Annotated in this window: 23 protein-coding genes; 7 read left to right on the top strand and 16 right to left on the bottom strand. The window is 53.8% G+C overall.

Annotation, left to right across the window (positions count from 1 at the left end):
- Window positions 1-71: 71 nt before the first annotated feature.
- Window positions 72-1,073, bottom strand: a complete 1,002-nt coding sequence (locus V9K92_RS05655) for a 2-hydroxyacid dehydrogenase (protein ID WP_337353926.1) — start codon at window positions 1,071-1,073, stop codon at window positions 72-74.
- A 206-nt stretch (window positions 1,074-1,279) separates the two neighbouring features.
- Here V9K92_RS05655 and V9K92_RS05650 point away from each other — a divergent pair, with 206 nt between their 5' ends.
- Window positions 1,280-1,840 carry an SH3 domain-containing protein gene (locus V9K92_RS05650; RefSeq protein WP_440807192.1) on the top strand — a complete coding sequence of 187 codons (561 nt, stop codon included), beginning with the start codon at window positions 1,280-1,282 and terminating at the stop codon, window positions 1,838-1,840.
- Here V9K92_RS05650 and V9K92_RS05645 read toward each other — a convergent pair.
- A complete protein-coding gene (locus tag V9K92_RS05645) occupies window positions 1,837-3,363 on the bottom strand; it encodes an MFS transporter (protein ID WP_337353532.1) in 1,527 nt (508 codons plus the stop codon). The genes V9K92_RS05650 and V9K92_RS05645 overlap by 4 nt on opposite strands.
- A gap of 130 nt (window positions 3,364-3,493) precedes the next feature.
- On the opposite strand from V9K92_RS05645, the gene V9K92_RS05640 reads away from it, so the two are divergent.
- Window positions 3,494-4,384 carry a LysR family transcriptional regulator gene (locus V9K92_RS05640; RefSeq protein ID WP_337353531.1) on the top strand — a complete coding sequence of 297 codons (891 nt, stop codon included), beginning with the start codon at window positions 3,494-3,496 and terminating at the stop codon, window positions 4,382-4,384.
- 116 nt (window positions 4,385-4,500) lie between these two features.
- Here the strand turns inward: V9K92_RS05640 and irrA are convergent, their stop codons facing one another.
- Window positions 4,501-4,932, bottom strand: coding sequence for an iron response transcriptional regulator IrrA (irrA, locus tag V9K92_RS05635; protein WP_115051412.1), 432 nt, complete (start codon window positions 4,930-4,932; stop codon window positions 4,501-4,503).
- A gap of 307 nt (window positions 4,933-5,239) precedes the next feature.
- Between irrA and fabA the strand changes: the two genes are divergently transcribed.
- Genes fabA through fabI form a run of 3 tightly spaced genes read left to right on the top strand, consistent with a single transcriptional unit; the run spans window position 5,240 to window position 7,836 of the window.
- On the top strand, window positions 5,240-5,755 hold the full coding sequence (fabA, locus tag V9K92_RS05630) for a 3-hydroxyacyl-[acyl-carrier-protein] dehydratase FabA (protein WP_008122449.1): 516 nt from the start codon (window positions 5,240-5,242) through the stop codon (window positions 5,753-5,755).
- A gap of 29 nt (window positions 5,756-5,784) precedes the next feature.
- Window positions 5,785-7,011: a beta-ketoacyl-ACP synthase I gene (gene fabB / locus V9K92_RS05625; RefSeq protein ID WP_115051413.1), complete on the top strand. Its 1,227-nt coding sequence runs from the start codon at window positions 5,785-5,787 to the stop codon at window positions 7,009-7,011.
- Between the two features lie 9 nt (window positions 7,012-7,020).
- A complete protein-coding gene (gene fabI / locus V9K92_RS05620; RefSeq protein WP_337353530.1) occupies window positions 7,021-7,836 on the top strand; it encodes an enoyl-ACP reductase FabI in 816 nt (271 codons plus the stop codon).
- Window positions 7,837-7,979: 143 nt separating this feature from the next.
- On the opposite strand, the gene V9K92_RS05615 is transcribed toward fabI, so the two are convergent.
- The 3 genes from V9K92_RS05615 to rpsO form a co-directional block, all read right to left on the bottom strand.
- Window positions 7,980-8,996, bottom strand: a complete 1,017-nt coding sequence (locus V9K92_RS05615; protein ID WP_337353529.1) for a class I SAM-dependent methyltransferase — start codon at window positions 8,994-8,996, stop codon at window positions 7,980-7,982.
- Window positions 8,997-9,077: 81 nt separating this feature from the next.
- Window positions 9,078-11,219 (bottom strand): polyribonucleotide nucleotidyltransferase, encoded by a 2,142-nt coding sequence (pnp, locus tag V9K92_RS05610; RefSeq protein ID WP_337353528.1) that lies wholly within the window; start codon window positions 11,217-11,219, stop codon window positions 9,078-9,080.
- A 217-nt stretch (window positions 11,220-11,436) separates the two neighbouring features.
- Window positions 11,437-11,706: a 30S ribosomal protein S15 gene (gene rpsO, locus V9K92_RS05605; RefSeq protein ID WP_008122441.1), complete on the bottom strand. Its 270-nt coding sequence runs from the start codon at window positions 11,704-11,706 to the stop codon at window positions 11,437-11,439.
- A 241-nt stretch (window positions 11,707-11,947) separates the two neighbouring features.
- Here rpsO and V9K92_RS05600 point away from each other — a divergent pair, with 241 nt between their 5' ends.
- Window positions 11,948-12,295, top strand: coding sequence for a gamma-glutamylcyclotransferase family protein (locus V9K92_RS05600; RefSeq protein WP_336440680.1), 348 nt, complete (start codon window positions 11,948-11,950; stop codon window positions 12,293-12,295).
- On the opposite strand, the gene truB is transcribed toward V9K92_RS05600, so the two are convergent.
- The 6 genes from truB to rimP form a co-directional block, all read right to left on the bottom strand.
- Window positions 12,292-13,263, bottom strand: coding sequence for a tRNA pseudouridine(55) synthase TruB (gene truB, locus V9K92_RS05595; protein ID WP_115051418.1), 972 nt, complete (start codon window positions 13,261-13,263; stop codon window positions 12,292-12,294). The two genes, V9K92_RS05600 and truB, sit on opposite strands and share 4 nt — an antisense overlap.
- The gene (gene rbfA, locus V9K92_RS05590; protein WP_115051419.1) at window positions 13,264-13,719 is read right to left on the bottom strand and encodes a 30S ribosome-binding factor RbfA; all 456 of its coding nucleotides are present in this window, start codon (window positions 13,717-13,719) and stop codon (window positions 13,264-13,266) included.
- A gap of 79 nt (window positions 13,720-13,798) precedes the next feature.
- A complete protein-coding gene (gene infB, locus V9K92_RS05585; RefSeq protein ID WP_337353527.1) occupies window positions 13,799-16,618 on the bottom strand; it encodes a translation initiation factor IF-2 in 2,820 nt (939 codons plus the stop codon).
- On the bottom strand, window positions 16,615-17,268 hold the full coding sequence (locus tag V9K92_RS05580) for an RNA-binding protein (RefSeq protein WP_115051421.1): 654 nt from the start codon (window positions 17,266-17,268) through the stop codon (window positions 16,615-16,617). The genes infB and V9K92_RS05580 overlap by 4 nt, the downstream gene beginning before the upstream one ends.
- Before the next feature lie 16 nt (window positions 17,269-17,284).
- Entirely contained in the window at window positions 17,285-18,886 is a 1,602-nt protein-coding gene (nusA, locus tag V9K92_RS05575; protein WP_115051422.1) for a transcription termination factor NusA, read from the bottom strand.
- Window positions 18,887-18,948: 62 nt separating this feature from the next.
- Window positions 18,949-19,602 (bottom strand): ribosome maturation factor RimP, encoded by a 654-nt coding sequence (gene rimP / locus V9K92_RS05570; protein WP_115051423.1) that lies wholly within the window; start codon window positions 19,600-19,602, stop codon window positions 18,949-18,951.
- Window positions 19,603-19,870: 268 nt separating this feature from the next.
- Between rimP and V9K92_RS05565 the strand changes: the two genes are divergently transcribed.
- Window positions 19,871-20,035, top strand: coding sequence for a hypothetical protein (locus V9K92_RS05565; RefSeq protein WP_337353526.1), 165 nt, complete (start codon window positions 19,871-19,873; stop codon window positions 20,033-20,035).
- 26 nt (window positions 20,036-20,061) lie between these two features.
- On the opposite strand, the gene V9K92_RS05560 is transcribed toward V9K92_RS05565, so the two are convergent.
- From V9K92_RS05560 to trmB, 4 genes are all read right to left on the bottom strand, one after another.
- Window positions 20,062-21,606, bottom strand: coding sequence for a tripartite tricarboxylate transporter permease (locus V9K92_RS05560; protein ID WP_115051424.1), 1,545 nt, complete (start codon window positions 21,604-21,606; stop codon window positions 20,062-20,064).
- Window positions 21,607-21,611: 5 nt separating this feature from the next.
- Window positions 21,612-22,103 (bottom strand): tripartite tricarboxylate transporter TctB family protein, encoded by a 492-nt coding sequence (locus V9K92_RS05555; RefSeq protein ID WP_337353525.1) that lies wholly within the window; start codon window positions 22,101-22,103, stop codon window positions 21,612-21,614.
- On the bottom strand, window positions 22,100-23,050 hold the full coding sequence (locus V9K92_RS05550; protein WP_115051426.1) for a Bug family tripartite tricarboxylate transporter substrate binding protein: 951 nt from the start codon (window positions 23,048-23,050) through the stop codon (window positions 22,100-22,102). The genes V9K92_RS05555 and V9K92_RS05550 overlap by 4 nt, the downstream gene beginning before the upstream one ends.
- A 206-nt stretch (window positions 23,051-23,256) precedes the next feature.
- Window positions 23,257-23,955, bottom strand: a complete 699-nt coding sequence (trmB, locus tag V9K92_RS05545; RefSeq protein WP_115051427.1) for a tRNA (guanosine(46)-N7)-methyltransferase TrmB — start codon at window positions 23,953-23,955, stop codon at window positions 23,257-23,259.
- Window positions 23,956-23,970 lie beyond the last annotated feature (15 nt).

Here is a 23,970-nt window from a genome sequence, read left to right as displayed (position 1 = left end):
ATGGTGAGCTCATCCTGAGCTTGTCGAAGGGCGAACCACGCAAAACAGGTTTGCCAAATCTCGATAAATTCTCACCGGTCCCTTGGCAGCACGCGATCTGGCGGCCGGTGCCCATCGATAAAGGTGCGGATATTAATGATGACCTTCTCGCCCATATCGATACGGCCTTCCAGCGTAGCGGAGCCCATATGCGGCAGGATGACCACCTTGCCGGCTTTTGCCAGCTTGCGCAGCTTGGAATTAACGGCTGGCTCATGTTCAAACACATCCAGCGCTGCGCCGGACAATTTGCTCTGATCCAATTGGTCGATCAGCGCCTGCTCATCAATGATCTGGCCGCGTGCCGTATTAACGATAAAGGCAGTTGGCTGCATCAGCGCAATGCGGCGGGCAGAGAGCAAATGGAATGTCGCGGGTGTCGACGGGCAATTGACCGAGATGATGTCCATCCGCGCCAGCATCTGGTCGAGGCTTTCCCAATAGGTCGCCTCCAGCTCTTCTTCGGTCTTCGGGCTCACCGGCTTACGGTTGTGATAATGGATTGAAAGGCCAAAGGCCTTGGCGCGGCGGGCAACGGCAGTGCCGATGCGGCCCATGCCAACAATGCCGAGACGTTTGCCCCAGATGCGGCGGCCAAGCATCCAGGTTGGACCCCAGCCCTCCCATTTTCCGTCATCGAGCAGAATGGACGCACCCTCTACGAGACGACGCGGTACTGCCAGCATCAGTGCCATGGTCATGTCGGCAGTGTCTTCGGTCAAAACGTTTGGAGTATTGGTTACAGTGATGCCGCGTGCAGCCGCGGCTACCACATCAATATTGTCGGTGCCATTGCCGAAATTGGCGATCAGCTTGAGATTTGGACCTGCCGCCTTGATGACCTCTTCATCAATACGGTCGGTTACGGTCGGCACGAGAACATTGGCCTGAGAAACCGCCTCGATCAACTCCGCCTTGGTCAACCGCCGATCATCAACATTCAACCGTGCCTCGAAAAGTTCGCGCATGCGCGTTTCGATGGGGTCCGGCAATTTGCGGGTAATTACGACCAGAGGCTTTTTGCTCACCGATATTCCCCTCCCTTTCGCCTGCAATATTGAGAGCTCTTTAACCAAACCATTGCAAACTGCAATTGCTGTTATGCCGCTCTGGCGCGAAACTTGTCACGCCTGAACAACTGTCTACCAAGGCCAGACATAGAAGACAAAGAAAAACAAGGATCGTTCCGCGATCAGATGAAAATCACCAGGTTGAACGGAACGATGAAGGACCAATATTGTTGACGATTAAGAAATTCCGCCTTTTCGCCGTTTCCACAAGTCTTGCCGCAGCGCTCGTTACGGCAGCACCGCTGAGCCTGCCCGCGCTTGTCAAAGCCGAGGCCGCCGGGCAGATCGGCCCCAGTGGGTTACCCCTGCCGCGTTTCGTCAGCCTCAAGCCCGGACGCGTCAATCTGCGTGTTGGCCCCGGACGCGATTATGCGGTGACATGGCTGTTTCTTAAATCCGGCCTGCCAGTCGAAATTGTCCAGGAATATGATAATTGGCGGCGGATACGCGATTCGGAAGGCACTGAGGGCTGGGTGTATCAATCATTGCTGTCAGGCAAACGGACCGGCATGACTGCACCTTGGCAAAAGGACAAGGACGGGGTCATGCTCAATGTCTTTGCCAAGGCAGATGACAAGACACCCGTTGTTGCGAAAGTACAGCCGGGTGTTCTTGGCACATTGAAGAATTGCAATGGTGATTACTGCCGTGTGGTTTTTGGTGGCGCAAGCGGCTGGATGCGCCAGAACGAGATTTGGGGTGCCTATCCCGGCGAGAAATTCGAGGATTAGGCCGAGGCTATTTTTTCCGACAATTGCTTTGGCCGGAAAACCAAATAGCTGCAAAGCGCCAGAATCCACACCGAGACTGCACCGTAAAGCAGCACCCAGCCATAGCCATGGATAAGCGCAGACCGAATGACCGAGGCGGAAAGGCCCGGCAATTCGGTTGCTATTGCCGCAAGGTTTCCTGATGCGATGCGCTCTGCTGCCGAATAGAGCGTCGTTCCGGACAGAGCCTCTTGCGCAACGCTTTGCAAATGCGCCGAAACACCACTGATAAGGATAAAGCCCATAAGCGCTATGTTGATTGCAAGCGCAGTCAGGCGCGCACTCATATCAATCCCCGACGCCATGCCGGCACGGTTGCTTGCCACAGCTCCAGTTGCAGTGTTGGTGACTGGCGTATTGGTCAGGCCCAAGCCTGTTCCCGCGAGCACCGCACCGGGCAGCATGGTTAGCCAGCTTGCATTTTCCATATCTGATCCCAACCACATGAAAACAAAGCCAAGACCGATGATGAAAAGTCCCATCGGAATGACAGTACCGGGTCCGAATCGCAGGGTCAGCTTTTCGGCAATAGGCGGGACAATCAAGGTTGGCAGCGTATAGGCAAGGACGGCAAGTCCCGTCGCCACATTGCTATAGCCAAGCGCGGCTTGAAAATAGAGCGGCAGATAAATCATGAATGGCCAGAAACAAAAATTCATGCCCATGGAGCCAAACATTGCACCGGAAAAACTCCGCACCTTGAAGACCGAAAAATCAAACATGGGATAGGGATGGTGCCGCTCGATCATTACAAAGGCGAAAAGACCAGCTAGAGACAGCCCGATCGCGCTCAGAGCAAGAGTGCTGGCAAACCCGGTAACAGGCCCCTGCGTGATGAAAAATACGAGGCAGAAAACCGCAACCGAGTAGGTTCCCATGCCAAAAAAGTCGAGCGACTTGGCTTCCTGATCCGAGGATTCCGTCACGCCCGCATAGGCAAGTACAAAGGTTACAGCTGCGACAACCGCGTGAACCAGAAACACCCATTTCCAATCCAGCAATGCCAGAATCATACCGCCAATAATGGGTCCGAATCCTAGGCCTATGCCAAAAATGACGCCCCATACAGCAAAGGCACGGGCGCGCTGTTTGGCGTCGGAAAATAAATGCGACAGAACCGATATATGACCGATCAGCATGATGCCGCCGCTGATCCCTTGCAGAAATCTGGCGGCAATCAGCACAGCCATATTTTGTGCCAAACCACAAACCAGCGATGTCACACCGAACATTACAATACTGATCAAAAAGACCCGCTTGCGGCCAAACCGGTCAGCAAGCGTCCCTGCTGCCATCAGGACCGAGGTGCAAGCCAGCGTATAGGCGGTCATGACCCATTGCAGCTCATTGAAACTGCCGTGCAAAACCTGCTCCAGGACTGACAAGATGACCGGGACGCTGGAGATTTCCAGCCCGAACATGAGCGAAGCCAAACAGACCGCTGCCAAAGCAAGCGGTGTTCTGGCCGAGGTAGAACTGATCATGGGTAAATACTCTCTGGTTAAATGATGCCGGAGGGCCAAGCAGCAGCTGCCCCGTGACTATCGTTGTAAAGGGAGATGTCTTATGATAGAAATGATATAATTTCGCGTATTAATTAACATTGGTCATGAAATGAATCCCGACTTTGATCCCCCGCTTTTGCGCGCTTTCATTGCCGTCGTCGATACCGGCAGCTTCACCCATGCAGCGCAACGTTTGCACCTGACCCAATCGGCGATCAGTCATCAGATAAGACGTTTGGAGGAACAGGTCGGCACGCCTCTGCTCTACAGGACAACGCGCGCTTTAACTTTGACCCCGAGCGGCGTCGATTTCTTGCAATGCGCCAAACAGATTATTGTGATGCTGGACAGTCTGTCCCAGCGGTTCAATCCGTCGCCAGTCACAGGGATCGTACGGTTCGGCGTTATCGAAAATTTCCTGGGTGATAAATTGGCGCATCTGCTTTGCCAGTTCGGCCGCACATATCCCTCCATTACCCTTGATGTGAATGTCAGCCCCAATCTCGATTTGACAGCGATGGTTGCCGCCGGGCAACTCGATTTGGCAGTGCTGCTGTGCAAGGAAAATGACGCGGATTGTGGTTCCGTCCTGCGTAAAACACGGCAGGTATGGGTGGCAGCTGACAATTTTACGCTTGCTCCCGGTGCATCGCTGCCGCTTGCCTTGTCCCCTTCGCCCTGTTTTCATCGGCGTGCCTGCGCCACTGCCCTTGAAGAGACCAATTTGGGCTGGCACATTGTTTTCACCTCGCCAAGCCAGCATGGCCTTCACGCCGCTGTTCTCTCGGGACTGGCAATTACCATCATGCCCGATGATGATGTGAGGCCCGGCATGCGAATTGTTGATGGTCAATATGGCTTGCCGCCGCTGCCCGACGCCGCTTTTGTTCTTGCATGGAGCGAAGGCAATAAAACTGATGCGGCCTGTGAATTTGGCAAAATGATCGAAGAAATATCCCGTGCGCCCATGCAATCACAAAAGATTACGGTTCCGGCATAGGCAGGAAAGCGCATCATTGAAAGCGAAGTTAAGAGGCGGAAGGCGATGTTTACAGCGTCCGCTTTACAGAAAGATGCGTATCAAGCTTTCCCGTGGACGCTCGACCGTTCTGCGCTTCAGCCGCGCTTCTTGCGCAGTCGAATGACGATATCGACGTTGACGATTTCCATGCCCTCAGGAACAGGCGGCAGATGACCTACCATGGCGGAGCCATCTGGAATATCGATGACCTCGTTTTCACCTTCAACGAAAAAGTGATGATGGTCGGAGGTATTGGTATCGAAATAAGTCTTTGCACCTTCAACCGCCAGAATACGCAACATTCCGGCTTGCGTGAATTGATGCAGTGTATTGTAGACCGTCGCCAGCGAAACGGGCACATCGGCGCCAAGCGCCTCTTCGTGCAGCTCTTCGGCTGAAAGATGGCGGTCGCCTTTGGAGAAAATAAGGTTTGCAAGGGCAATACGCTGACGGGTGGGCCTCAGACCAGCAAAGCGCAGGCGCTCCTGTAAGGGAACGTCGGCGTCAATTTCATAAGAAATATGCATGGCGCTTGTGCCACTCCGTTAACTGATATCCAAAGTCGCACAACAGATTTTTATTCAGCGTGCTACACCATTCATATATGCCGTCTTGCGAAATCGATCAATAGGCAGCAAATACGCCGATAATATGTGCTTTGCCAAGGATTCAGTCACATAAGTTTCGCACTGTTTCCAGTGAAAGCAAGGGTTCCATTTGCGCGTGGTTTGCTCTAGGAAGCGTTTTCAGGCGGAAACACTCTATGATAGGGTCCTGCAGCCTGGATGTCGTGTGCCCCAAGCGCAAGATTTGAAGTTACCGATGGGAGAAAGAATGCCAGAACAGAAATCAAGCTACGGCTACGAAGAGCTCCTGGCTTGCGCCCGTGGAGAGATGTTCGGTCAGGGCAATGCCCAACTGCCAGCACCACCTATGCTGATGTTCGACCGCATTACCGAGATTTCTGAAACGGGCGGTGAAAACGGCAAGGGCTATATCCGCGCTGAATTCGATATCAAGCCTGACCTCTGGTTCTTTCCCTGCCACTTCATTGGCGATCCGGTCATGCCAGGTTGTCTCGGACTCGATGCCATGTGGCAATTGACCGGCTTTTATCTCGGCTGGCTCGGCGAGCCTGGCAAAGGCCGCGCTCTATCCACGGGCGAGGTAAAATTCACCGGAATGGTTACGCCAAAAAATAAACTTGTCGAATATGGCATTGATTTCAAGCGTGTAATGCGCGGTCGTCTGGTCCTTGGCATTGCCGATGGCTGGCTAAAGGTCGATGGCGAGACTATCTACAAGGCAACCGACCTGCGGGTTGGCTTGTTCAAGGAAAGCGCGGCGTAAGCCGATGCAATACCTTTAAGGAGATCGCAATGCGGCGAGTGGTTGTGACGGGCATGGGTATTGTGTCCTCTATAGGCAATAATGTGCAGGAGGTTCTCGAATCCCTGCGTACAGCGAAATCGGGCATCGTCTTCGCAGAAGAATATGCAGCCCATGGTTTTCGCAGCCAAGTCAAGGGCGCTCCAACGCTCGACCCGTCTACTCTGGTTGACCGGCGCGCCATGCGTTTTCACGGCGGCGGCACGGCATGGAACCATGTAGCCATGGATCAGGCCATTGCTGATGCCGGCCTTGACGAGAGCCATATCTCCAATGAGCGCACCGGCATCATCATGGGCTCTGGCGGCTCCTCCACACGAACAATTGTTGAGGCCGCTGAGAAGACCATTGAATCCGGCTCCAGCAAAAAAGTCGGGCCCTTCGCTGTGCCAAAGGCCATGTCTTCAACTGCGTCGGCAACGCTTGCTACATGGTTCAAGATCAAAGGCGTGAATTATTCTATCTCTTCGGCTTGCGCGACCTCCAACCATTGCGTCGGCAATGCCTATGAGATGATCCAATATGGCAAGCAGGACATGATGTTTGCTGGTGGCTGCGAAGATCTCGATTGGACGCTCTCCGTGCTGTTTGACGGAATGGGCGCGATGTCATCGAAATTCAATGACCGGCCGTCCGTCGCCTCGCGTGCCTATGATAAGAATCGCGATGGCTTTGTCATTTCCGGTGGCGCAGGTGTTCTCGTTCTTGAAGAGTTGGAACATGCCAAAGCGCGCGGCGCCAAGATTTACGGCGAACTGGTCGGCTATGGCGTGACCTCTGACGGGGCCGATATGGTTGCACCGAGCGGCGAAGGCGCTGCACGCTGCATGCGTATGGCTATCGCCAACGTCAAGGGCAAGGTCGATTATATCAATCCCCATGCGACCTCTACACCTGTTGGGGATCTGAAGGAAATTGAGGCGATCCGCGAAGTTTTCGGCTCCGGCGATCAGTGCCCGCCGATTTCTGCCACCAAATCTTTGACCGGCCATTCGCAGGGCGCGACAGGCGTGCATGAGTCGATCTATTCGCTGCTGATGCTCAACAATGATTTTATCGCGGAAAGCGCCAATATCGAAGAACTCGATCCGGCATTTGAAGATATGCCAATCGTGCGCAAGCGCATCGACAATGTAAAATTAAACACAGTCCTGACCAATTCCTTCGGATTTGGCGGCACGAATGCGTCGCTGGTCTTCCAGCGCTACGAGGGTTGAGGAATCAAAATGGGTGATCTGATGAAGGGCAAGCGCGGTCTCATCATGGGAGTCGCGAACAGCCATTCCATTGCCTGGGGCATTGCCAAGGAACTCGCCGACAATGGTGCTGAGCTTGCCTTCACCTATCAGGGTGATGCATTTGGCAAGCGTGTGGCACCTTTGGCCGAACAGCTTGGCTCCAAGTTGCTGCTCCCCTGTGATGTCGAAGACATTGCAACAGTCGATGCTGTTTTCGAGACCCTGGAAAAAGAATGGGGTACGATCGATTTTATCGTGCATGCCATCGGTTTTTCCGACAAATCACAATTGAAGGGCCGCTATGCGGATGTAACCACGCGCGATAACTTCTCGCGGACAATGGTTATTTCAGCCTATTCCTTTACCGAGGTTGCGCAGCGCGCTTCAAAGCTGATGAAGGAAGGCGGCTCTATCCTGACGCTGACCTATGGCGGCTCCACCCGCGTTATGCCGAACTACAATGTCATGGGTGTCGCCAAGGCCGCTCTTGAAGCCATGGTGCGTTATCTGGCCGCTGATTATGGTCCGGAAGGAATTCGCGTCAATGCAATCTCTGCGGGTCCTGTGCGGACTTTAGCAGGTGCTGGCATTGGCGATGCCCGCGCCATGTTCTCCTATCAGCAGCGCAACGCACCTTTGCGACGCACGGTTGATATTGGCGACGTTGGCCGTTCGGCCCTCTATCTCCTGTCAGATCTATCAAGCGGCGTGACTGGCGAAATCCACTATGTGGACTCCGGCTATAACATTGTTTCAATGCCTACATTGGAAGAGCTGAAAAAATCCGATGACGGCAAGGAATAATCTCCAGCCAGTATCTATAATTGAGAACTGATCTGCCGGTTTGAACCTAAAATTTAGAGAATCGGCAGATTTTTACCGAAAAACCATCGAAAATGACCGAGAATTTTCTACCCTAGGCCGAAAATTAGTTGCGTGCGGTAGAGCTACTTCTTCGCTTCAATGATTTTGTACCCGGAATTGTCCTCAATGGGCGTCACGTGCTTGAACAACGATTTCAGTCCTGCCTCGTAGGGCATTTGCCGGTTGGCAACGAGTAGGAGCCGACCACCCGGCTTCATTCGTTTTGCAGCCGCTGCGATAAATCCCTGCCCCATTGTAGGATCGGCGCTTCGCCCGGCATGAAATGGCGGATTCATCACGATCGTGTCGTAAATCTCTGTAATTGCTTCGCTATTTACATCATGCCAGTGGAACTTAACGGGTATTGCGCCACCCGTAATATTGGTTTTCGCAGCTTCCAGCGCTTCGAAATCGGCCTCATACAGATCCAGCGATTTCAGCTTTTCGGGGTATTTCAGCACCTCACTGGCAAGATAACCCCAGCCCGCTCCAAAGTCCGCTACATGACCGCTGATGCGTCCTGCGAAATGCTTGACCAGCATTGCTGAACCATTGTCGATAGCGGTGTGTGAGAACATGCCTGGCGCCGTATTGAAACGACTTTCAACTTGCGTTGGCGTCGGTATAAGTGACTGAACTTTCTCTTTATTTATCTCTACAGAGCGGTTGAACCAGAAGACCACTGCATGGTTTTTTGACAGCCTGTCTTCTACCGGAGCAATGCTTTCTACGGTCTTGCGGAAACTGTCTACACCCAGTTTTTTATTGCCGCAGACAACTATTCGCCCGCCTGCTTTGACCTGATTCAATGCCTGTGCCAACCAGCCTTCGTTGCGGCCACGATGCTTGCCAAGCAAGATCAAAACGCCATCAAACTGTTCATCGCCCTGTAGTCTTGGAACAGCGTTAAATCCTGCCTTCTGCAAGGTGAGATAATCCGGTTTGAACGGTTGAAGACAGGTCAAGATAGACTTCCACTCATCTGCAATAGTGCGATCAGCTTCCGCGCCAAGAAACAACCATGACGCGCCTTTACCAGGCACGGGCAGTATCTCGTCTTCGAACGGAAGGAACAGTGTCTGGAGAGCGCCGTTGGCCATGAGTGGGTCCATCTATAGATATTTATAACAAGAAAAAAGCGCGCCACTGGGGCGCGCCTTTATTATTACATGGAAGAAAGATTACTCAGCGTCTTCCTGAGCCTTCTTTTCCTGAACGATTTCCTTGCCGGTTTCCTGATCGACAACCTTCATCGACAGGCGAACCTTGCCACGTTCGTCAAAGCCCATGAGCTTGACCCAGACCTTCTGGCCTTCTTTGACAACATCTGAAGTCTTGGCAACGCGATCGGAAGCAAGCTGCGAGATATGAACCAAGCCGTCGCGTGGACCAAAGAAGTTTACGAATGCGCCGAAGTCAGCAGTCTTAACGACTGTTCCTTCATAAATCTCGCCTACTTCAGGTTCTGCAACGATGGAGTGGATCCACTTGCGGGCAGCTTCGATTTCCTTGGCAGAGGACGATGCAATCTTGACTGTACCATCGTCTTCAATGTTAATCTTCGCGCCCGTCTTTTCGACGATTTCGCGAATGACCTTGCCGCCTGAACCGATAACATCACGGATCTTGTCGGTCGGAATGTTCATGACTTCAATGCGTGGTGCAAATTCACCGAGTTCCGAACGGCCTTCAGTGATGGCCTTTGCCATTTCACCAAGAATATGCAGACGACCATCCTTGGCCTGAGCCAAAGCAACCTTCATGATCTCTTCGGTGATGCCGTCGATCTTGATATCCATCTGCAGAGCAGTGATACCATTTTCAGAACCGGCCACCTTGAAGTCCATATCGCCAAGATGATCTTCGTCGCCGAGAATGTCGGAAAGAACAGCGAATTTCTCGCCTTCCAGGATCAAGCCCATTGCGATACCAGCAACGGGACGCAGCAGTGGAACGCCAGCATCCATAAGGGCAAGCGATGTTCCGCAAACCGTAGCCATCGAGGATGAACCATTGGATTCAGTGATCTCGGAGACTGTACGCAGCGTGTAAGGGAACTGTTCCTTGGCAGGCAGAACCGGATGAATAGCACGCCATGCAAGCTTGCCATGACCGATTTCACGACGGCCTGGCGAACCCATGCGACCTGTTTCACCGACCGAATAGGGCGGGAAATTGTAGTGAAGCATGAATGTCTCTTTGTACATGCCGGTCAGCGAGTCGATATATTGCTCGTCTTCGCCTGTGCCGAGCGTAGCAACAACGATGGCCTGTGTTTCACCACGGGTGAACAGAGCCGAACCGTGTGTACGGGGCAAAAGACCAACTTCCGAAACGATAGGGCGAACTGTTGAAAGATCGCGGCCATCGATGCGGCTGCCTGTGTCGAGAATGTTCCAGCGAACGATCTTCGCCTGAACTGACTTGAATACGGTCGCGATTTCTTCTGCGGAAAATTCTGGCTCTTCAACGCCTTCAGGGAAGAAATGCGCCTTCACCTTAGCCTTGGCAGCGTCAACCGCGTTGTAGCGATCCTGCTTGTCAATGATCTTGTAAGCGGCGCGCAAATCTGCCTCAACAACCTTGAGGACAGCAGCTTCTGCTGCTGAAAGGTCATCGGTCTGGAAATCGCGTGGCTCTTTGGCAGCGACTTCAGCAAGCTTGATGATCGCATCGATAACCGGCTGGAAACTGCGATGACCGAACATGACAGCGCCGAGCATGATGTCTTCCGCCAATTCCTTGGCTTCCGATTCAACCATCAGAACTGCCTCGCCTGTACCGGCGACGACCAGATCTAGGCTCGATTCAGGCATTTCATCGACAGTTGGGTTCAGGCGGTATTCGCCATTGATGTAGCCAACGCGTGCGCCACCGATCGGGCCCATGAAAGGAACGCCGGAAAGTGTCAGAGCAGCGGAAGCGCCGATCAGCGAGATGATGTCCGGATTGTTTTCAAGATCATGCTGGATAACAGTCAGAACGACCTGGGTGTCATTCTTGTAGCCGTCAGCAAAGAGAGGACGGATCGGACGGTCGATCAGGCGCGAAACCAGTGTTTCGTTTTCGCTGGGACGGCCTTCACGCTTAAAGTAACCACCAGGAATTTTGCCGGCTGCGTAGGTCTTTTCCTGATAGTTGACAGTCAGTGGGAAAAAGTCCTGACCAGCCTTTGGTGCCTTGGCGGAAACAACAGTGGCAAGCACGACTGTCTCACCATAAGTGGCCAGAACCGCGCCATCAGCCTGGCGGGCGATCTTGCCGGTTTCCAGAATGAGCAGACGTCCGCCCCATTCGATTTCAACTTTGTGTTGATTAAACATATCTTGTCCTTGAGTGGAGAAAAACGCGCTTCCCTTTGGATCGCAGCATCTTTCTTCCGTTTCGTTTAGACCAATCACGGGCAAGACAATTTGCAACTCGCATAACGAGTTGCCAGCAATCCTGCCCCATGACCTGTCTCATGGGTATTCTTCATTCCTTGAAGGAATGAGTAGAAACCGGCGGGACAGCAATGTCACCGCCGGTTTCAATCCGTTATTAGCGGCGCAGGCCGAGCTTTTCGATCAGCGTCTGGTAGCGGCTCTGATCAATCTTCTTGAGATAATCAAGAAGGCTGCGGCGCGTCGAGACGAGCTTGAGAAGACCACGGCGGGAATGGTTATCCTTTTTGTGGTCCTTGAAATGTTCGGTCAAATTGACAATGCGCTCTGTCAGAACTGCAACCTGGACTTCCGGAGAACCGGTATCGCCTGGCTTCGTTGCATATTCAGTGATCACTGCCTGCTTGCGTTCAGCGGTTATCGACATCGTATATCCTTTCTTTTGAAGAGGAAAACAGGATGCCCACGGCCGGGATGTCGTCCAGCGGGGGCCAGTTAAAGCGACAGACAAAGCCTGAAGCTTGGGGCCGTATAGTCGAAATTGTGACGAATTACCAGTCGCAAATGATTCTTGGAGCTTTTCCGGCCGATAGCGCTGATTTTCGCTATTGCGAATGTGAAAGCATTTGCCGCAAATATGCTCCCAACTAAATTGGGAAGCCTGCATTATGAATGACACTCCGTGGATCAACCTGTTCTCCTACGGGACCCTGCAATTGGAGAGCGTTCAAATATCGTCGTTCGGGCGGTTGCTTACCGGTTACAAGGATGCCATTCCGGGGTTCAGCCGCTCAATGGTGGAAATCACTGATCCCGATGTCATTCGGGCAAGCGGTAGCAATGTTCATCCCATTGTCAGGCCGAGTGGTAATCCTGCAGACGAGGTAGAGGGAACCCTATTTCACATTACCGAGCAAGAACTCGCTGCTGCCGATGCCTATGAGGTTTCAGACTACAAGCGAATTGAAGTCCGCCTGAAATCCGGCATCAAAGCCTGGGTCTATGTAAAGGCCTAATGCGCAAAAACCCGCTTGGGGTTGAATTGTCCATGCTCGATAAAGCCAATGGCTAGAAGCTTGCCCTTGGCTGTTACACAGGCCTCATCAGCCTCCACAGGTGCGTCACGGCCTCGCAAAATAATCGGATTGCCCATGCGAATCCGATGCGCTTGATCGTCAGATATGGCAATTTGCGGCAGACTTTCCAGCGCAGCGCCCGTATCGATCAAAAAGGCATCCATAACAGAGAAACGTTCGGCAAGACGCTCATATGAGCCTTCGTCACCCTCCCCTTCGGCGGGTGCCGGGGGATGAGCAGCTTCAAGTTCTTCGAGTGTTACAAAATCTGCCTCATCGAAAGGCGCAACTTCCGTTCGACGCAGATCGGCAATGTGGCCGTAACACCCAAGATCACGACCCATATCGCGGGCGAGCGAGCGCACGTAGGTGCCTTTGCCACACTCAACTTCAAAAATTGCAGTAGCCTCGTCAGGGCGTTCAATCAGCTCAAGCCGGTCAATCTCGACTTCTCGCGCAGGTATCTCGACCTCTTCGCCGCCGCGTGCCAGATCATAGGCCCGTTCGCCAGCGATCTTGATGGCTGAGAATTTCGGTGGGGTCTGCTGAATCACACCAGTATATTTCGGCAGTACCGCCTTGATCGCCGCTTCGTCTGGGCGATTATCCGATGTAGCGCTGATTTCACCTTCCAGATCATCTGTCGTGCGTTCGGCACCCCAGCTCACCGTGAAGCGATAAATCTTTGTGCCATCCATCACATAGGGCACGGTTTTGGTCGCCTCGCCCAGGGCAATCGGCAACATGCCCGAAGCCAAGGGATCAAGCGTGCCCGCATGACCAGCTTTTTCCGCTTTGAACAGCCATTTTATTTTGGAGACGGCCTCCGTCGAGCCCATGCCTTTCGGCTTGTCAAAGATCAGCCAGCCGGATACCGGACGGCCCTTTTTCTTGCGCTGTCTTGCCATTTAATTATCGCCATGCCCCGGCACATCGCCCGGATTCGGATCGCCGCCATCATCATCGTCATGGTCATCATCCAGATCGCGTGTGACCTCCGGTTTGCGCAGCAAAGCGTCAATCTTCGCGTAATTATCGAAGCTTGTATCAATGCGAAAGCGAAATTCCGGCATATATTTCATGGATTTAAGGTATGTTCCTGCACGCCCGCGGATAAATTTAGCATGCTTGTTCAGGGCGGTAATGACACCTTCACTATCCGTTGCACCGACGGGCGATACGAAACAGGTAGCAATCTTCAAATCCGGTGACATGCGCACTTCGGAGATTGCAATGACGGCATTCTCAAGCTTGTCATCCCGCACATCGCCCCGTTGCAGCACTTGTGAAACCGCATGTCGCACCTGCTCGCTGACGCGTAGCTGGCGTTGAGATGGACCTGATCCGGTAGCAAAACGAGCCATTATTACCTATCCAGACAAACAAGAGATCGCCGGATTATTATTCCGGCGATCCTGTTATCAATAATCGAGACGCTTGAGTTTAGAGCGTGCGGGTTACATGTTCGACGCGGAAAGCTTCGATTGTATCGCCTGCGCGAATATCCTCGTAGTTTTCAAACGCCATACCGCATTCCTGACCCATCGGCACTTCGGATACTTCATCCTTGAAGCGCTTGAGCGTCTTGAGCTTGCCTTCGTGGATGACAACGTTGTCGCGGATGAGGCGTACGCCTGCACCACGTTCGACCTTGCCTTCCGTGACACGGCAACCGGCGACCTTGCCGACCTTCGTGATATTGAAGACTTCCAGAATTTCCGCATTGCCGATGAAGGTTTCGCGGCGTTCTGGAGAAAGAAGACCGGACATTGCTGCTTTCACATCATCGACCAGATCGTAGATGATGTTGTAGTAGCGAATTTCGATGCCTTCGCGTTCAGCCAGATCACGAGCCTGCTTGTTGGCGCGTACGTTGAAGCCGATGATTGCAGCGTTCGATGCTTCTGCAAGCGCGATATCACTTTCGGTGATTCCGCCCGCACCCGAATGGATGATGCGCGCGCGTACTTCTTCAGTACCCAGCTTGTCGAGAGCGCCGGCAATGGCTTCGATTGAGCCCTGTACGTCACCCTTGATGAGCAATGGGAACTCTTTCAAGCCGGTAACTTGCAACTGGCTCATCATCTGCTCGAGCGATCCGCGAGAACCGGCTTGCTTGGCCACAGCCTTTTCACGGGCCAGACGTGTGCGATATTCGGAAATCTCGCGTGCCTTGGCTTCGTTTTCAACAACGGCAAAACGATCACCCGCCTGTGGCGGTCCGCCAAGACCGAGAACCTCAACCGGCATGGCCGGTCCGGCATCCTTCATGTTTTCGCCACGGTCATTGATCAGTGCGCGAACACGGCCCCATTCACTACCGGCAACAATGATGTCGCCAGGGTGCAGAGTACCCTTCTGCACGAGAACAGTAGCCACCGAACCGCGACCGCGATCAAGCTTGGCTTCGATAACCACACCTTCCGCCGTACGAATTGGATCGGCCTTGAGATCCAGAACTTCTGCCTGAAGCAAGATTGTTTCAAGAAGCTTGTCCAGGCCAACGCCGGTTTTCGCAGACACCTCAACGTCCAGCGTTTCGCCGCCCATCGATTCTACGAAAACTTCGTGCTGAAGCAATCCGTTACGCACCTTCTGCGGATCGGCAGAAGGCTTGTCGATCTTGTTGATCGCGACAATGATCGGAACGCCTGCCGCCTTGGCATGATTGATTGATTCAATCGTCTGCGGCATCACGCTATCATCAGCCGCAACCACCAGAATGGCGATATCGGTTGCTTGGGCACCGCGTGCGCGCATTGCCGTGAAGGCAGCGTGGCCCGGCGTATCGATGAAGGTGATCTTCTGACCGTTCTGCTCGACTTGGTAAGCACCAATATGCTGGGTAATGCCACCGGCTTCACCGGATACAACGTTCGCCTTGCGGATAGCGTCCAGCAATGACGTCTTGCCGTGATCGACGTGACCCATAATGGTGACAACAGGTGGCCGTGATACGAATGCACCCTGATCATCCTGAACGTTAAAGATGCCCTCTTCAACATCCGATTCGGCAACGCGGCGAACCGTGTGACCGAATTCTTCGGCAATCAGCTGAGCCATATCGGCATCGATCAAATCGCCCGGCTTCATCATCTGGCCTTCTTTCATCAAATATTTGATGACGTCGACCGAACGCTCAGCCATACGCTGGGCAAGTTCTTGAATGGTGATGGTTTCCGGCAGAACGACTTCACGCGCGATCTTTTCGCGTGTTTCCTGCTGCATGCCGCGCTTGAACTTCTCCTGGCGGCGGCGCATGGCGGAAAGCGAACGGCTGCGGCCTTCATCATTGAGCGCAGAGCCCAATGTCAGCTTGCCGCGACGGCGTTCATCTTCACCTTTGACAACCTTAGGGGTGCGAACTTCAGGCTTTGCCGGGGCAGCACTGCTGCCGCGACGCGCGCCTGCCGGACTACCGCGGCGGGTCTCTTCTTCTTCCGCAACATTGGTCTTGCGAACGGATACTTTCGAGCTAGCCTCTTCAGTAGCGGCAGACTCGGGTTGACGCTTGCGTGATTCTTCTTCAGCGCGCTGCTTGGCCTGAGCTTCCTTGCGCAGACGCTCTTCTTCTTCTGCCTGACGGCGAGCGGATTCTTCGCGCTCCTTGGCGCGCAACGCATCTTCTTCTGCGCGGCGGGCAGCTTCGATAGCTGCCTTGGCCCGATCCTCAATATCGCGTGCTTTAGACCCTTCAAGAGCCTTGCGGCGCGCTTCAAGCTCGGCTGCCGATAGCGTATTCAAGACCATACCTGAACGATCATTCGGCCGCTGACCGGACGAACGGTATGGCTGTCCGGGACGCTGCGGCGATGAAGGTTGAGCCCCACCGCGCTGTGCAGGGCGAGCAGGGGTGGCCGGTGCCGTAGCCTTGCTGGATGGCGCGGCAGCGGGTGCCGGCGCAGCCGAACGAGGTTCTGGCGCAGGTGCAGGAGCAGCAGCAACTGGCTGAGGCGCAGCGGCAGCTGGCTGGGATACAGCCGGCGCAGCTGGTGCCGCCGTCACTGGCGCAGCAGGCGCTGGCGCAGCAGGCGCTGTCTGAACAGGTGCTGGCGCTGGAGCCGGAGCAGCAACAGGTGCAACCTCCGGCTTCTGGTCCGGCAGGCTGAACTTGCGCTTCTTCGTTTCAACGACAACAGACTTCGTCCGCCCGTGGCTGAAATTCTGGCGCACCGTGCTTTGTTCGATACCGGGCCGCTTCAGGGTCAGGGTTTTCTTATTGACGCCAAGCGTCTTGTCGTCTGTCGATTTTATATCGCTCATTCCGTTTCCGTTTCCTTCGCAGCAGTTGCCGCTTTAGCGCTAGTCTGCTCGTCCAGACCCACGCGAAAATGCTGTAGCATCCAGACTCGTTTCATGAGTCCGGCAGCTGCCCTCCCTCTGAGTACGGCAGCATGTATCACATTAACCCCACCCAATGCCAAATCCATTTCATCGCTACTGAACAATGAAAGGGCGGGTATATCAGGTCCGTCGGCATAAACTACCGAACGCCGGGCCTGGTCAAGCTTTCGGACGCCGTCTTCCGCTGCTTCAGAAGCATGCAGCACAAGTCCTGCTGTGCCGTTGCGGATGGCGATATCCACTTTTGCGGCCCCTGTTATCACAACACCGGCCTTTCGCGCCAACCCAAAACTTCCCAAAGCCGATTTTACCAGCATCTGGTCGACGATCTGCCCGAAATTATCGGGAACTGTCACCGCTGTTTTCAGTCCACGCGGGAAAAGCTTTCGCTTTACCGCTTCGTCAATATAGCGCCGCTGGGCCTTGACCCAACATCCCCGTCCGGGAAGGTTGTGCTTTAAGTCAGCAACAACCGATCCATCGGGGCCAGCTACAAACCGGATCATGTCATCGACAGAACCTGCTTCACGCGTGACGATGCACGTTCTGTCGTTCATATCCGCTTCCATTTTCAAGCTACTGGGCTCAGCCAGCAACCTCTTCTTCAGCGTCGGCTTCGGTCTCGGTTGCAACGAGATCATCTTCCGTGATCCAACCAGCCTTCAAACGAGCAGCGAGCACCATCTGTTCCGCATCTGCACGGCTTACTTCAAATGCCGACAAAATGCCGGGGAAATTTACAGTTTCCCCGTCCTTGCGCTCACGCCATCCGGTTAGTTCGTCAACAGCATAGCCAGCAAAGTCTTCCACGGTTTTGACACCGTCTTCACCGACGGCAACCAGAATCGCGTTGGTCATGCCTGGCAGATCACGAAGTTCGTCCGAGACACCCAATTCCTTGCGGCGGGCATCACGCTCTTCTTCGATTCGGCCCAGATATTCCTGCGCGCGCTGTTGAATTTCAGTCGCCGTGTCCTCGTCGAAACCATCGATCGAGGAAATATCGTCGCTATCAACATAAGCGATTTCTTCAACGCTGGCAAAACCTTCGGAGGCAAGAACCTGACCGACCATTTCATCAACGTCCAAGGCTTCCATGAACAGGTTGGAGCGTTCGACAAATTCCTTCTGACGGCGCTCGGACTCTTCCTGCTCTGTGAGGATGTCGATATCCCAGCCTGTCAATTGCGAGGCCAAGCGGACATTCTGACCGCGACGACCGATCGCTAGTGATAATTGGTCATCCGGAACCACAACTTCAATACGCTCGGCATCTTCATCGAGAACAACTTTGGAAACTTCCGCCGGCTGCAATGCATTAACGATGAAGGAAGCAGGCTCTGGTGACCAAGGAATAATGTCGATCTTTTCGCCCTGAAGCTCACCGACAACAGCCTGAACGCGCGAACCACGCATACCGACGCAAGCGCCGACTGGATCAATCGACGAATCACGCGAAATAACAGCAATCTTAGCGCGTGAACCTGGATCACGGGCTACTGATTTGATTTCAATGATGCCGTCATAAATTTCCGGTACTTCCATGGTGAAAAGCTTCGCCATGAATTGCGGGTGCGTGCGGCTCAGGAAAATCTGCGGACCGCGCTGTTCGCGGCGCACATCATAAACATAGGCGCGAACACGGTCCCCATAGCGGAAAGTTTCGCGGGGGATCAATTCGTCACGACGAACAATAGCTTCACCGCGACCGAGATCGACGATCACATTGCCATATTCAACGCGCTTGACGCTACCATTGATGATTTCGCCGACGCGATCCTTGTATTCGTCATACTGGCGGTCGCGCTCTGCTTCGCGCACTTTCTGCACGATAACCTGTTTTGCAGACTGTGCCGCGATGCGACCGAAATCCATCGGAGGCAATTGGTCCGCAAGGAAATCGCCTGGCTGCGCATCAGGGTTACGATCGCGGGCGGCATCCATACCAATCTGCGTGACCGGATCTTCAACGGTTTCGACGACTTCAAGCAGGCGTTGCAACTTGATTTCGCCCGTCTTGGCGTTGATGTCGGCGCGGATATTGGTTTCCTGGCCATAACGCGAGCGCGCAGCTTTCTGAATGGCATCGGCCATAGCCGCAATAACGATCTCGCGGTCAATCGACTTCTCGCGCGCAACCGCGTCGGCGATCTGCAGAAGTTCTAGCCTGTTTGCACTGACTGCCATTTTCTTCTCCTTGGGTTCACCACCACGCTTCCTCTGCGGGCGTATGAAATTCAATCCGGTTGTTAGCTCTGCTCTTCGTCCGAAGCGTTCGCTTCGTCAGCGTCCGAGCTATTATCTTCTGGTATGCGGCCTTCGCGCAGATCCTTGTCGCGGCGTAATGCATCGCGAATGAGATCATCCGTTAAAATAAGACGGGCATCGGCAATCATTTCGAATGGAACCTCGACAGCTGGCTTGTCGCCATAGGTCGCCTGATCGCTTTCGATCGTTATTGATTGATCTGTAACGTTGGCGATCCGGCCGCGAAACTTTTTCCTGCCATCGAGAACTGCGGAAGTATCAACCTTTACGATATGCCCACTCCAGACCGAAAAATCCGACTTCCGCACGAGCGGACGGTCAATCCCCGGGGAGGACACTTCCAGATGATAATTCCGGTCAATCGGATCTTCAACATCAAGAACCGGAGACAGCGTACGGCTCACAAGCTCACAATCTTCAACGGTCATGGTGCCATCGTTCCGCTCAGTCATAATCTGTAGCGTAAGTCCATTAAGACCTGAAAGGCGCGCCCGAACAAGCCGGAAACCTATAGACTGAAGTACAGGCTCAATAATTGAAGCAACACGTGCATCAATGCCGGTTTCCGTAATAATACGCTCTTCCAGGCCAGTTGCCGGTATAGCTTGCTCTTCTGTATTGGTGCCGTCTGTCACGCAAATTTTCCTTGTTTTGGCCCCAAGAAACAAAAAAGAGCGGGACCTGTGTGGACCCACCCCTGTTCTAACGACCAAGAATATACGATCTATATACCGAAACGGGCGGAGACTTTCAAGCGCCGTGACAAATTTCTGCGAACCCAGACCTCCTGTGGTCTGTATAGGTCAATTCGCATAGCTGCCTTGCATAAGAAGCTCTTACTAAACTTGCCTCTCACCCCTATCTTTGTTGCATCGCAATATAAACGCGAAAAGGATGAATAAAATGAGCAAGAATTTCGCAAGTTCCAAGATCAGCCGGATGCTGAACGTATTCGGCAGCGCCGTCGCAGTTGCGTCAGCCACACGCACTGGCCACCAGCCAATTGCTTCTGATCTGCGCACGCTGGGCATTGATCCGGTTCAGTTCAGCTCCATCCACCGGAACTAATCGGTCCGGTGGACGGTGAATGAAGCTTAGTCTTCGTTCGCTGCAAGCGAGGCCAGAACTTTACCTTGGCCTCGGGCACGCATGATGAGCGGTATAACCACCGCACAGACAGCCAGAACCAGCAAGGTTACCGCGATTGGTGACCCGACCAATACGGAGAAGTCGCCCTGACTGATCTGGATGGCGCGACGTAGTTGCGTTTCAGCCATCGGGCCAAGGATAAGGCCGACAACAACCGGCGCAATCGGATAACCGAATTGCCGCATGAAGTAGCCAAACAATCCAAAAAGTATCAGCATTGCCAATTCGAACGAGAAGGCGAGCCATCCAAGTTGAAAGACTGCGGAATTTGCTCCTATCGTGCCTAACGTCGCGAAAACAAGAATGCCCGCATAAAGCCATGGCTTGGGAATAGACAGCAAGCGCACCCAAAGGCCGATAAGTGGCAGATTCAGCACCAGCAGCATAAGGTTGGCTACCAGAAGGCTGGCAATCAAGCCCCACACCAATTGCGGGCTTGTTACAAACAGCAATGGCCCGGGCTGAAGTCCGAATTGCTGGAAACCCGCAAGCATGATCGCTGCAGTTGCAGTTGTCGGCAAACCAAGCGTCAGCAGTGGAACCAATGTACCTGCGGCAGAGGCATTATTGGCCGCTTCCGGTCCTGCCACACCCTCAATCGCGCCATGACCAAACTCTTCCGGCTTTTTCGCAAGTTGCTTTTCCACGGAGTAGGAAAGGAACGTACCGATTTCAGCACCGCCGGCAGGCATTGCCCCGATAGGAAAGCCGATAAATGTTCCGCGCAGCCATGGCTTCCACGAACGTGACCAATCTTCCTTGGTCATCCAGATCGAACCTTTAACCGCTTCGATTTTTTCGTCCATTGAAGAGCGTGAGGCCGCAACGGCAAGTGTTTCGCCAATCGCAAAAAGCGCGACTGCCAAGGTGGTGACTTCAATCCCGTCAAGCAAATCGGGAATGCCGAAGGCAAGCCTTGCTTGTCCTGTCAATTGGTCCTGCCCCACCAGACCCAGTGCCAGTCCGATGAACAGCGCTGTCAGGCCGCGTAAAGTAGAATCACCAAAGGCCGCGGAAACCGTCATGAACGCCAGAACCATGAGAGCAAAATACTCCGCAGGTCCAAACGACAAGGCGAACTTCACTATCCAGGGCGCGACAAGCGCCAGACCGATGGTCGCAATCAAACCTGCTACAAAGGAACCAATTGCTGCCGTGGCAAGAGCCGGTCCGCCGCGTCCCGCGCGGGCCATCTTATTGCCTTCAAGCGCCGTGACGATCGAAGAGCTTTCGCCCGGTGTGTTCAGCAGGATGGATGTCGTTGACCCGCCATACATGCCCCCGTAGTAAATACCGGCAAACATGATGAGTGACCCGGCAGGGTCCAGTTTGTAAGTGACGGGTAGCAAAAGCGCCACCGTCAAAGCCGGGCCGATGCCCGGAAGCACGCCAACAGCGGTGCCCAATGTCACGCCGATCAGGGCGTAGAGAAGGTTCATCGGGTCCATCGCAACGGCGAAGCCCTGGAACAGCAATCCAAACGTGTCCATTGACCTTAACTCCCAAAAAAGAAGTGTTCTGGCGGCCCTGCCGGCAGAGACAATTGAAGCCCCTTGGCAAAGAGTACCCAGACGACAAAGGAAAGGACGATGCCCGCAGGTATCGTTACCCAAAGCTTCGTTTTGCCGAAGCCTCGCGCTGTCGCGGCAAATAACAGGCCCGTGGCAATTGAAAAGCCGACAACGTTAAGAAGGAGCATTTGAGCGGCGAGTCCACCGACAATCCACAGGACCGGGCCCGGCGCCTGTGCCTCGCGCTCAGGAAATTCTCCACGGAAGGCTTCGAACACAGTCCAGATAGCCAAAATAAATAAAACAATACTGATGGCGTATGGGAAAACAGCGGGGCCAATCCGTGTGACGCTGCCGCCATGAGTGGTGGCCGTGCTGTATCCGATTATGATGGCCAGAACCGCCAGAAAGGCGGCAATGCCCAACGCCGCCCGATCAGGGCGGCGCGTTTTTGAGGGTGATGACTGCTGCGTCATTTTACCAAGCCGATATCTTTCAGGATAGCGGACGTTGCTTCCGTATCCTTGGCCAGCTGTGCCTTGAATGCATCGCCTGCAAGATATGTGTCAGCCCAACCTTTGGCCTTCAACTGTTCCTGCCAGCCCTTGGACTTAACCAATTTTTCGATGTCGGCGCCAATAGCCGCTTCCTGCTCCTTAGTGATGCCGGGGGCCGCGGCGACCATGCGCCAATTCTGGATGGAAACGTCGAGGCCACCTTCCTTGAAGGTTGGCGCATCAATGCCCTCAACCTTGGTCTCACTGGAAATACCGATAATACGGAGAGTACCTGACTTGATCTGCGATTCGAACTCACCGTAACCCGAGATACCAACCGTCACCTGATTACCGAGAATGGCTGCAAGTGCTTCGCCGCCGCCAGAAAAGGCAATGTAGTTTACTTTGGTTGGATCGACACCCGCTGCCTTGGCCAAAAGACCTGCAGTGATATGATCTGTACCGCCAGCCGAGCCGCCACCCCAGGATACTGCGCCGGGATCAGCCTTAAGCTTCTCGACCAGATCGGCTATCGACTTGATTGGAGAAGCAGCCGGCACGACCAATGCCTCGTATTCGCCAGTAAGGCGCGCAATTGGCGTTACCTGCTCCAAAGTAACTGGCGATGCATTGGTGAGAATTGCACCAACCATCACGTAACCACCCACGATCAGCTGCGACGGATCGCCTTTGGCGGAGTTTGCAAATTGTGCGAGACCAATCGTACCGCCCGCGCCGGTCACGTTGACGACCTGCACATTGCCCGAGATTTTCTCTTCCTGAAGCACTGTCTGGAGAGTGCGGGCGGTTTGATCCCAACCGCCGCCGGGTGCGGCCGGCGCCATTATTTTATAATCTGCGGCAAAGGCATTTCCGGAAATAGCCATTGCACCGGCAGCTACAAAAGCGAGCAACATCTTACGCATTGTGTGAAGTCCTCCCAAAACGGCCCTCGGCCATCGATTTTTTCAGTTTTTCGAAGATTGGAAAGTTGTCGCCATAGGATTGCGCAGGCATTGTTGCCACGATTAACGCGCATATCTATGGACAGCCTCCCAGCGGTCTCCTCGTCTTTAGAATGATACTAGAAAACTGTCAGGAAGCTGTCACGCGAAATAGCGTGCAAAGAGGCTTAGCGTCGTAGAAATGTCAGATAAGCGCCGACCCTGCCTTCGCGATGAGCTTTCTGCTCATAGCGGGTGCCCGGCCATGCTTCGTAAGGTGTATGCCAATCAGCGGCTGTTTCAGCAAGCCAATCGAACTCACTATGTTCATGACAGTGCTGCAATGTCCAATTTACATAGGTATCTATGTCGGATGCAAAGCGAAAGCGTCCGCCCGATTTCAACACACGAGCAAAGCGACCGAGATTTTTCTGGCTGATAAAACGGCGCTTCCAATGCTTCTTCTTGGGCCAGGGATCAGGATAGAAAAGATCTATTCCATCAAGCGATGCTTCCGGCAGCCAATCGAGCACTTGCGTTGCGTCGTCGTCGTAAAGCCTGATATTGGCGAGCGGATTGTCGTGAAGATCAACAACCAGCTTCGCCATGCTGTTGACGAATGGCTCAACGCCGATAAAGCCCGCTTCCGGATGACGCGCGGCTTCATGCACAAGATGCTCGCCGCCCCCGAAGCCAATCTCCATACGCACCACGTCAACCTCGGCAGCAAAAAGACTGCGGAGGTCTCCGGGCGCTGGGGAAGTAAGATCGAGCTTTAATTCAGGCAGGAGTTCATCCCTGATGGAACGCTGCAAAGGGCGCAGCGCCTTGCCGCTTCTCCTGCCGAAGAATGCTTCTGTTGAACGCTCGCGTCTGGGCTCGGTCATACCATTTATCCACAT

This window comes from Phyllobacterium sp. CCNWLW109, from assembly GCF_037203905.1.
Taxonomy (GTDB): domain Bacteria; phylum Pseudomonadota; class Alphaproteobacteria; order Rhizobiales; family Rhizobiaceae; genus Phyllobacterium; species Phyllobacterium ifriqiyense.
Note: the sequence above shows the minus strand (reverse complement) of the source record. Positions and strands in the feature narration are given on the sequence as shown.

Coding starts and splice junctions, on each gene's coding strand:
- V9K92_RS05645 (WP_337353532.1), bottom strand. CDS start 3,363: ATGATCAGTTCTACCTCGGCCAGAACACCGCTTGCTTTGGCAGCGGTC.
- V9K92_RS05640 (WP_337353531.1), top strand. CDS start 3,494: ATGAATCCCGACTTTGATCCCCCGCTTTTGCGCGCTTTCATTGCCGTC.
- irrA (WP_115051412.1), bottom strand. CDS start 4,932: ATGCATATTTCTTATGAAATTGACGCCGACGTTCCCTTACAGGAGCGC.
- fabA (WP_008122449.1), top strand. CDS start 5,240: ATGCCAGAACAGAAATCAAGCTACGGCTACGAAGAGCTCCTGGCTTGC.
- fabB (WP_115051413.1), top strand. CDS start 5,785: ATGCGGCGAGTGGTTGTGACGGGCATGGGTATTGTGTCCTCTATAGGC.
- fabI (WP_337353530.1), top strand. CDS start 7,021: ATGGGTGATCTGATGAAGGGCAAGCGCGGTCTCATCATGGGAGTCGCG.
- V9K92_RS05615 (WP_337353529.1), bottom strand. CDS start 8,996: ATGGCCAACGGCGCTCTCCAGACACTGTTCCTTCCGTTCGAAGACGAG.
- pnp (WP_337353528.1), bottom strand. CDS start 11,219: ATGTTTAATCAACACAAAGTTGAAATCGAATGGGGCGGACGTCTGCTC.
- rpsO (WP_008122441.1), bottom strand. CDS start 11,706: ATGTCGATAACCGCTGAACGCAAGCAGGCAGTGATCACTGAATATGCA.
- V9K92_RS05600 (WP_336440680.1), top strand. CDS start 11,948: ATGAATGACACTCCGTGGATCAACCTGTTCTCCTACGGGACCCTGCAA.
- truB (WP_115051418.1), bottom strand. CDS start 13,263: ATGGCAAGACAGCGCAAGAAAAAGGGCCGTCCGGTATCCGGCTGGCTG.
- rbfA (WP_115051419.1), bottom strand. CDS start 13,719: ATGGCTCGTTTTGCTACCGGATCAGGTCCATCTCAACGCCAGCTACGC.
- infB (WP_337353527.1), bottom strand. CDS start 16,618: ATGAGCGATATAAAATCGACAGACGACAAGACGCTTGGCGTCAATAAG.
- V9K92_RS05580 (WP_115051421.1), bottom strand. CDS start 17,268: ATGGAAGCGGATATGAACGACAGAACGTGCATCGTCACGCGTGAAGCA.
- nusA (WP_115051422.1), bottom strand. CDS start 18,886: ATGGCAGTCAGTGCAAACAGGCTAGAACTTCTGCAGATCGCCGACGCG.
- V9K92_RS05565 (WP_337353526.1), top strand. CDS start 19,871: ATGAGCAAGAATTTCGCAAGTTCCAAGATCAGCCGGATGCTGAACGTA.
- V9K92_RS05560 (WP_115051424.1), bottom strand. CDS start 21,606: ATGGACACGTTTGGATTGCTGTTCCAGGGCTTCGCCGTTGCGATGGAC.
- V9K92_RS05555 (WP_337353525.1), bottom strand. CDS start 22,103: ATGACGCAGCAGTCATCACCCTCAAAAACGCGCCGCCCTGATCGGGCG.
- V9K92_RS05550 (WP_115051426.1), bottom strand. CDS start 23,050: ATGCGTAAGATGTTGCTCGCTTTTGTAGCTGCCGGTGCAATGGCTATT.
- trmB (WP_115051427.1), bottom strand. CDS start 23,955: ATGACCGAGCCCAGACGCGAGCGTTCAACAGAAGCATTCTTCGGCAGG.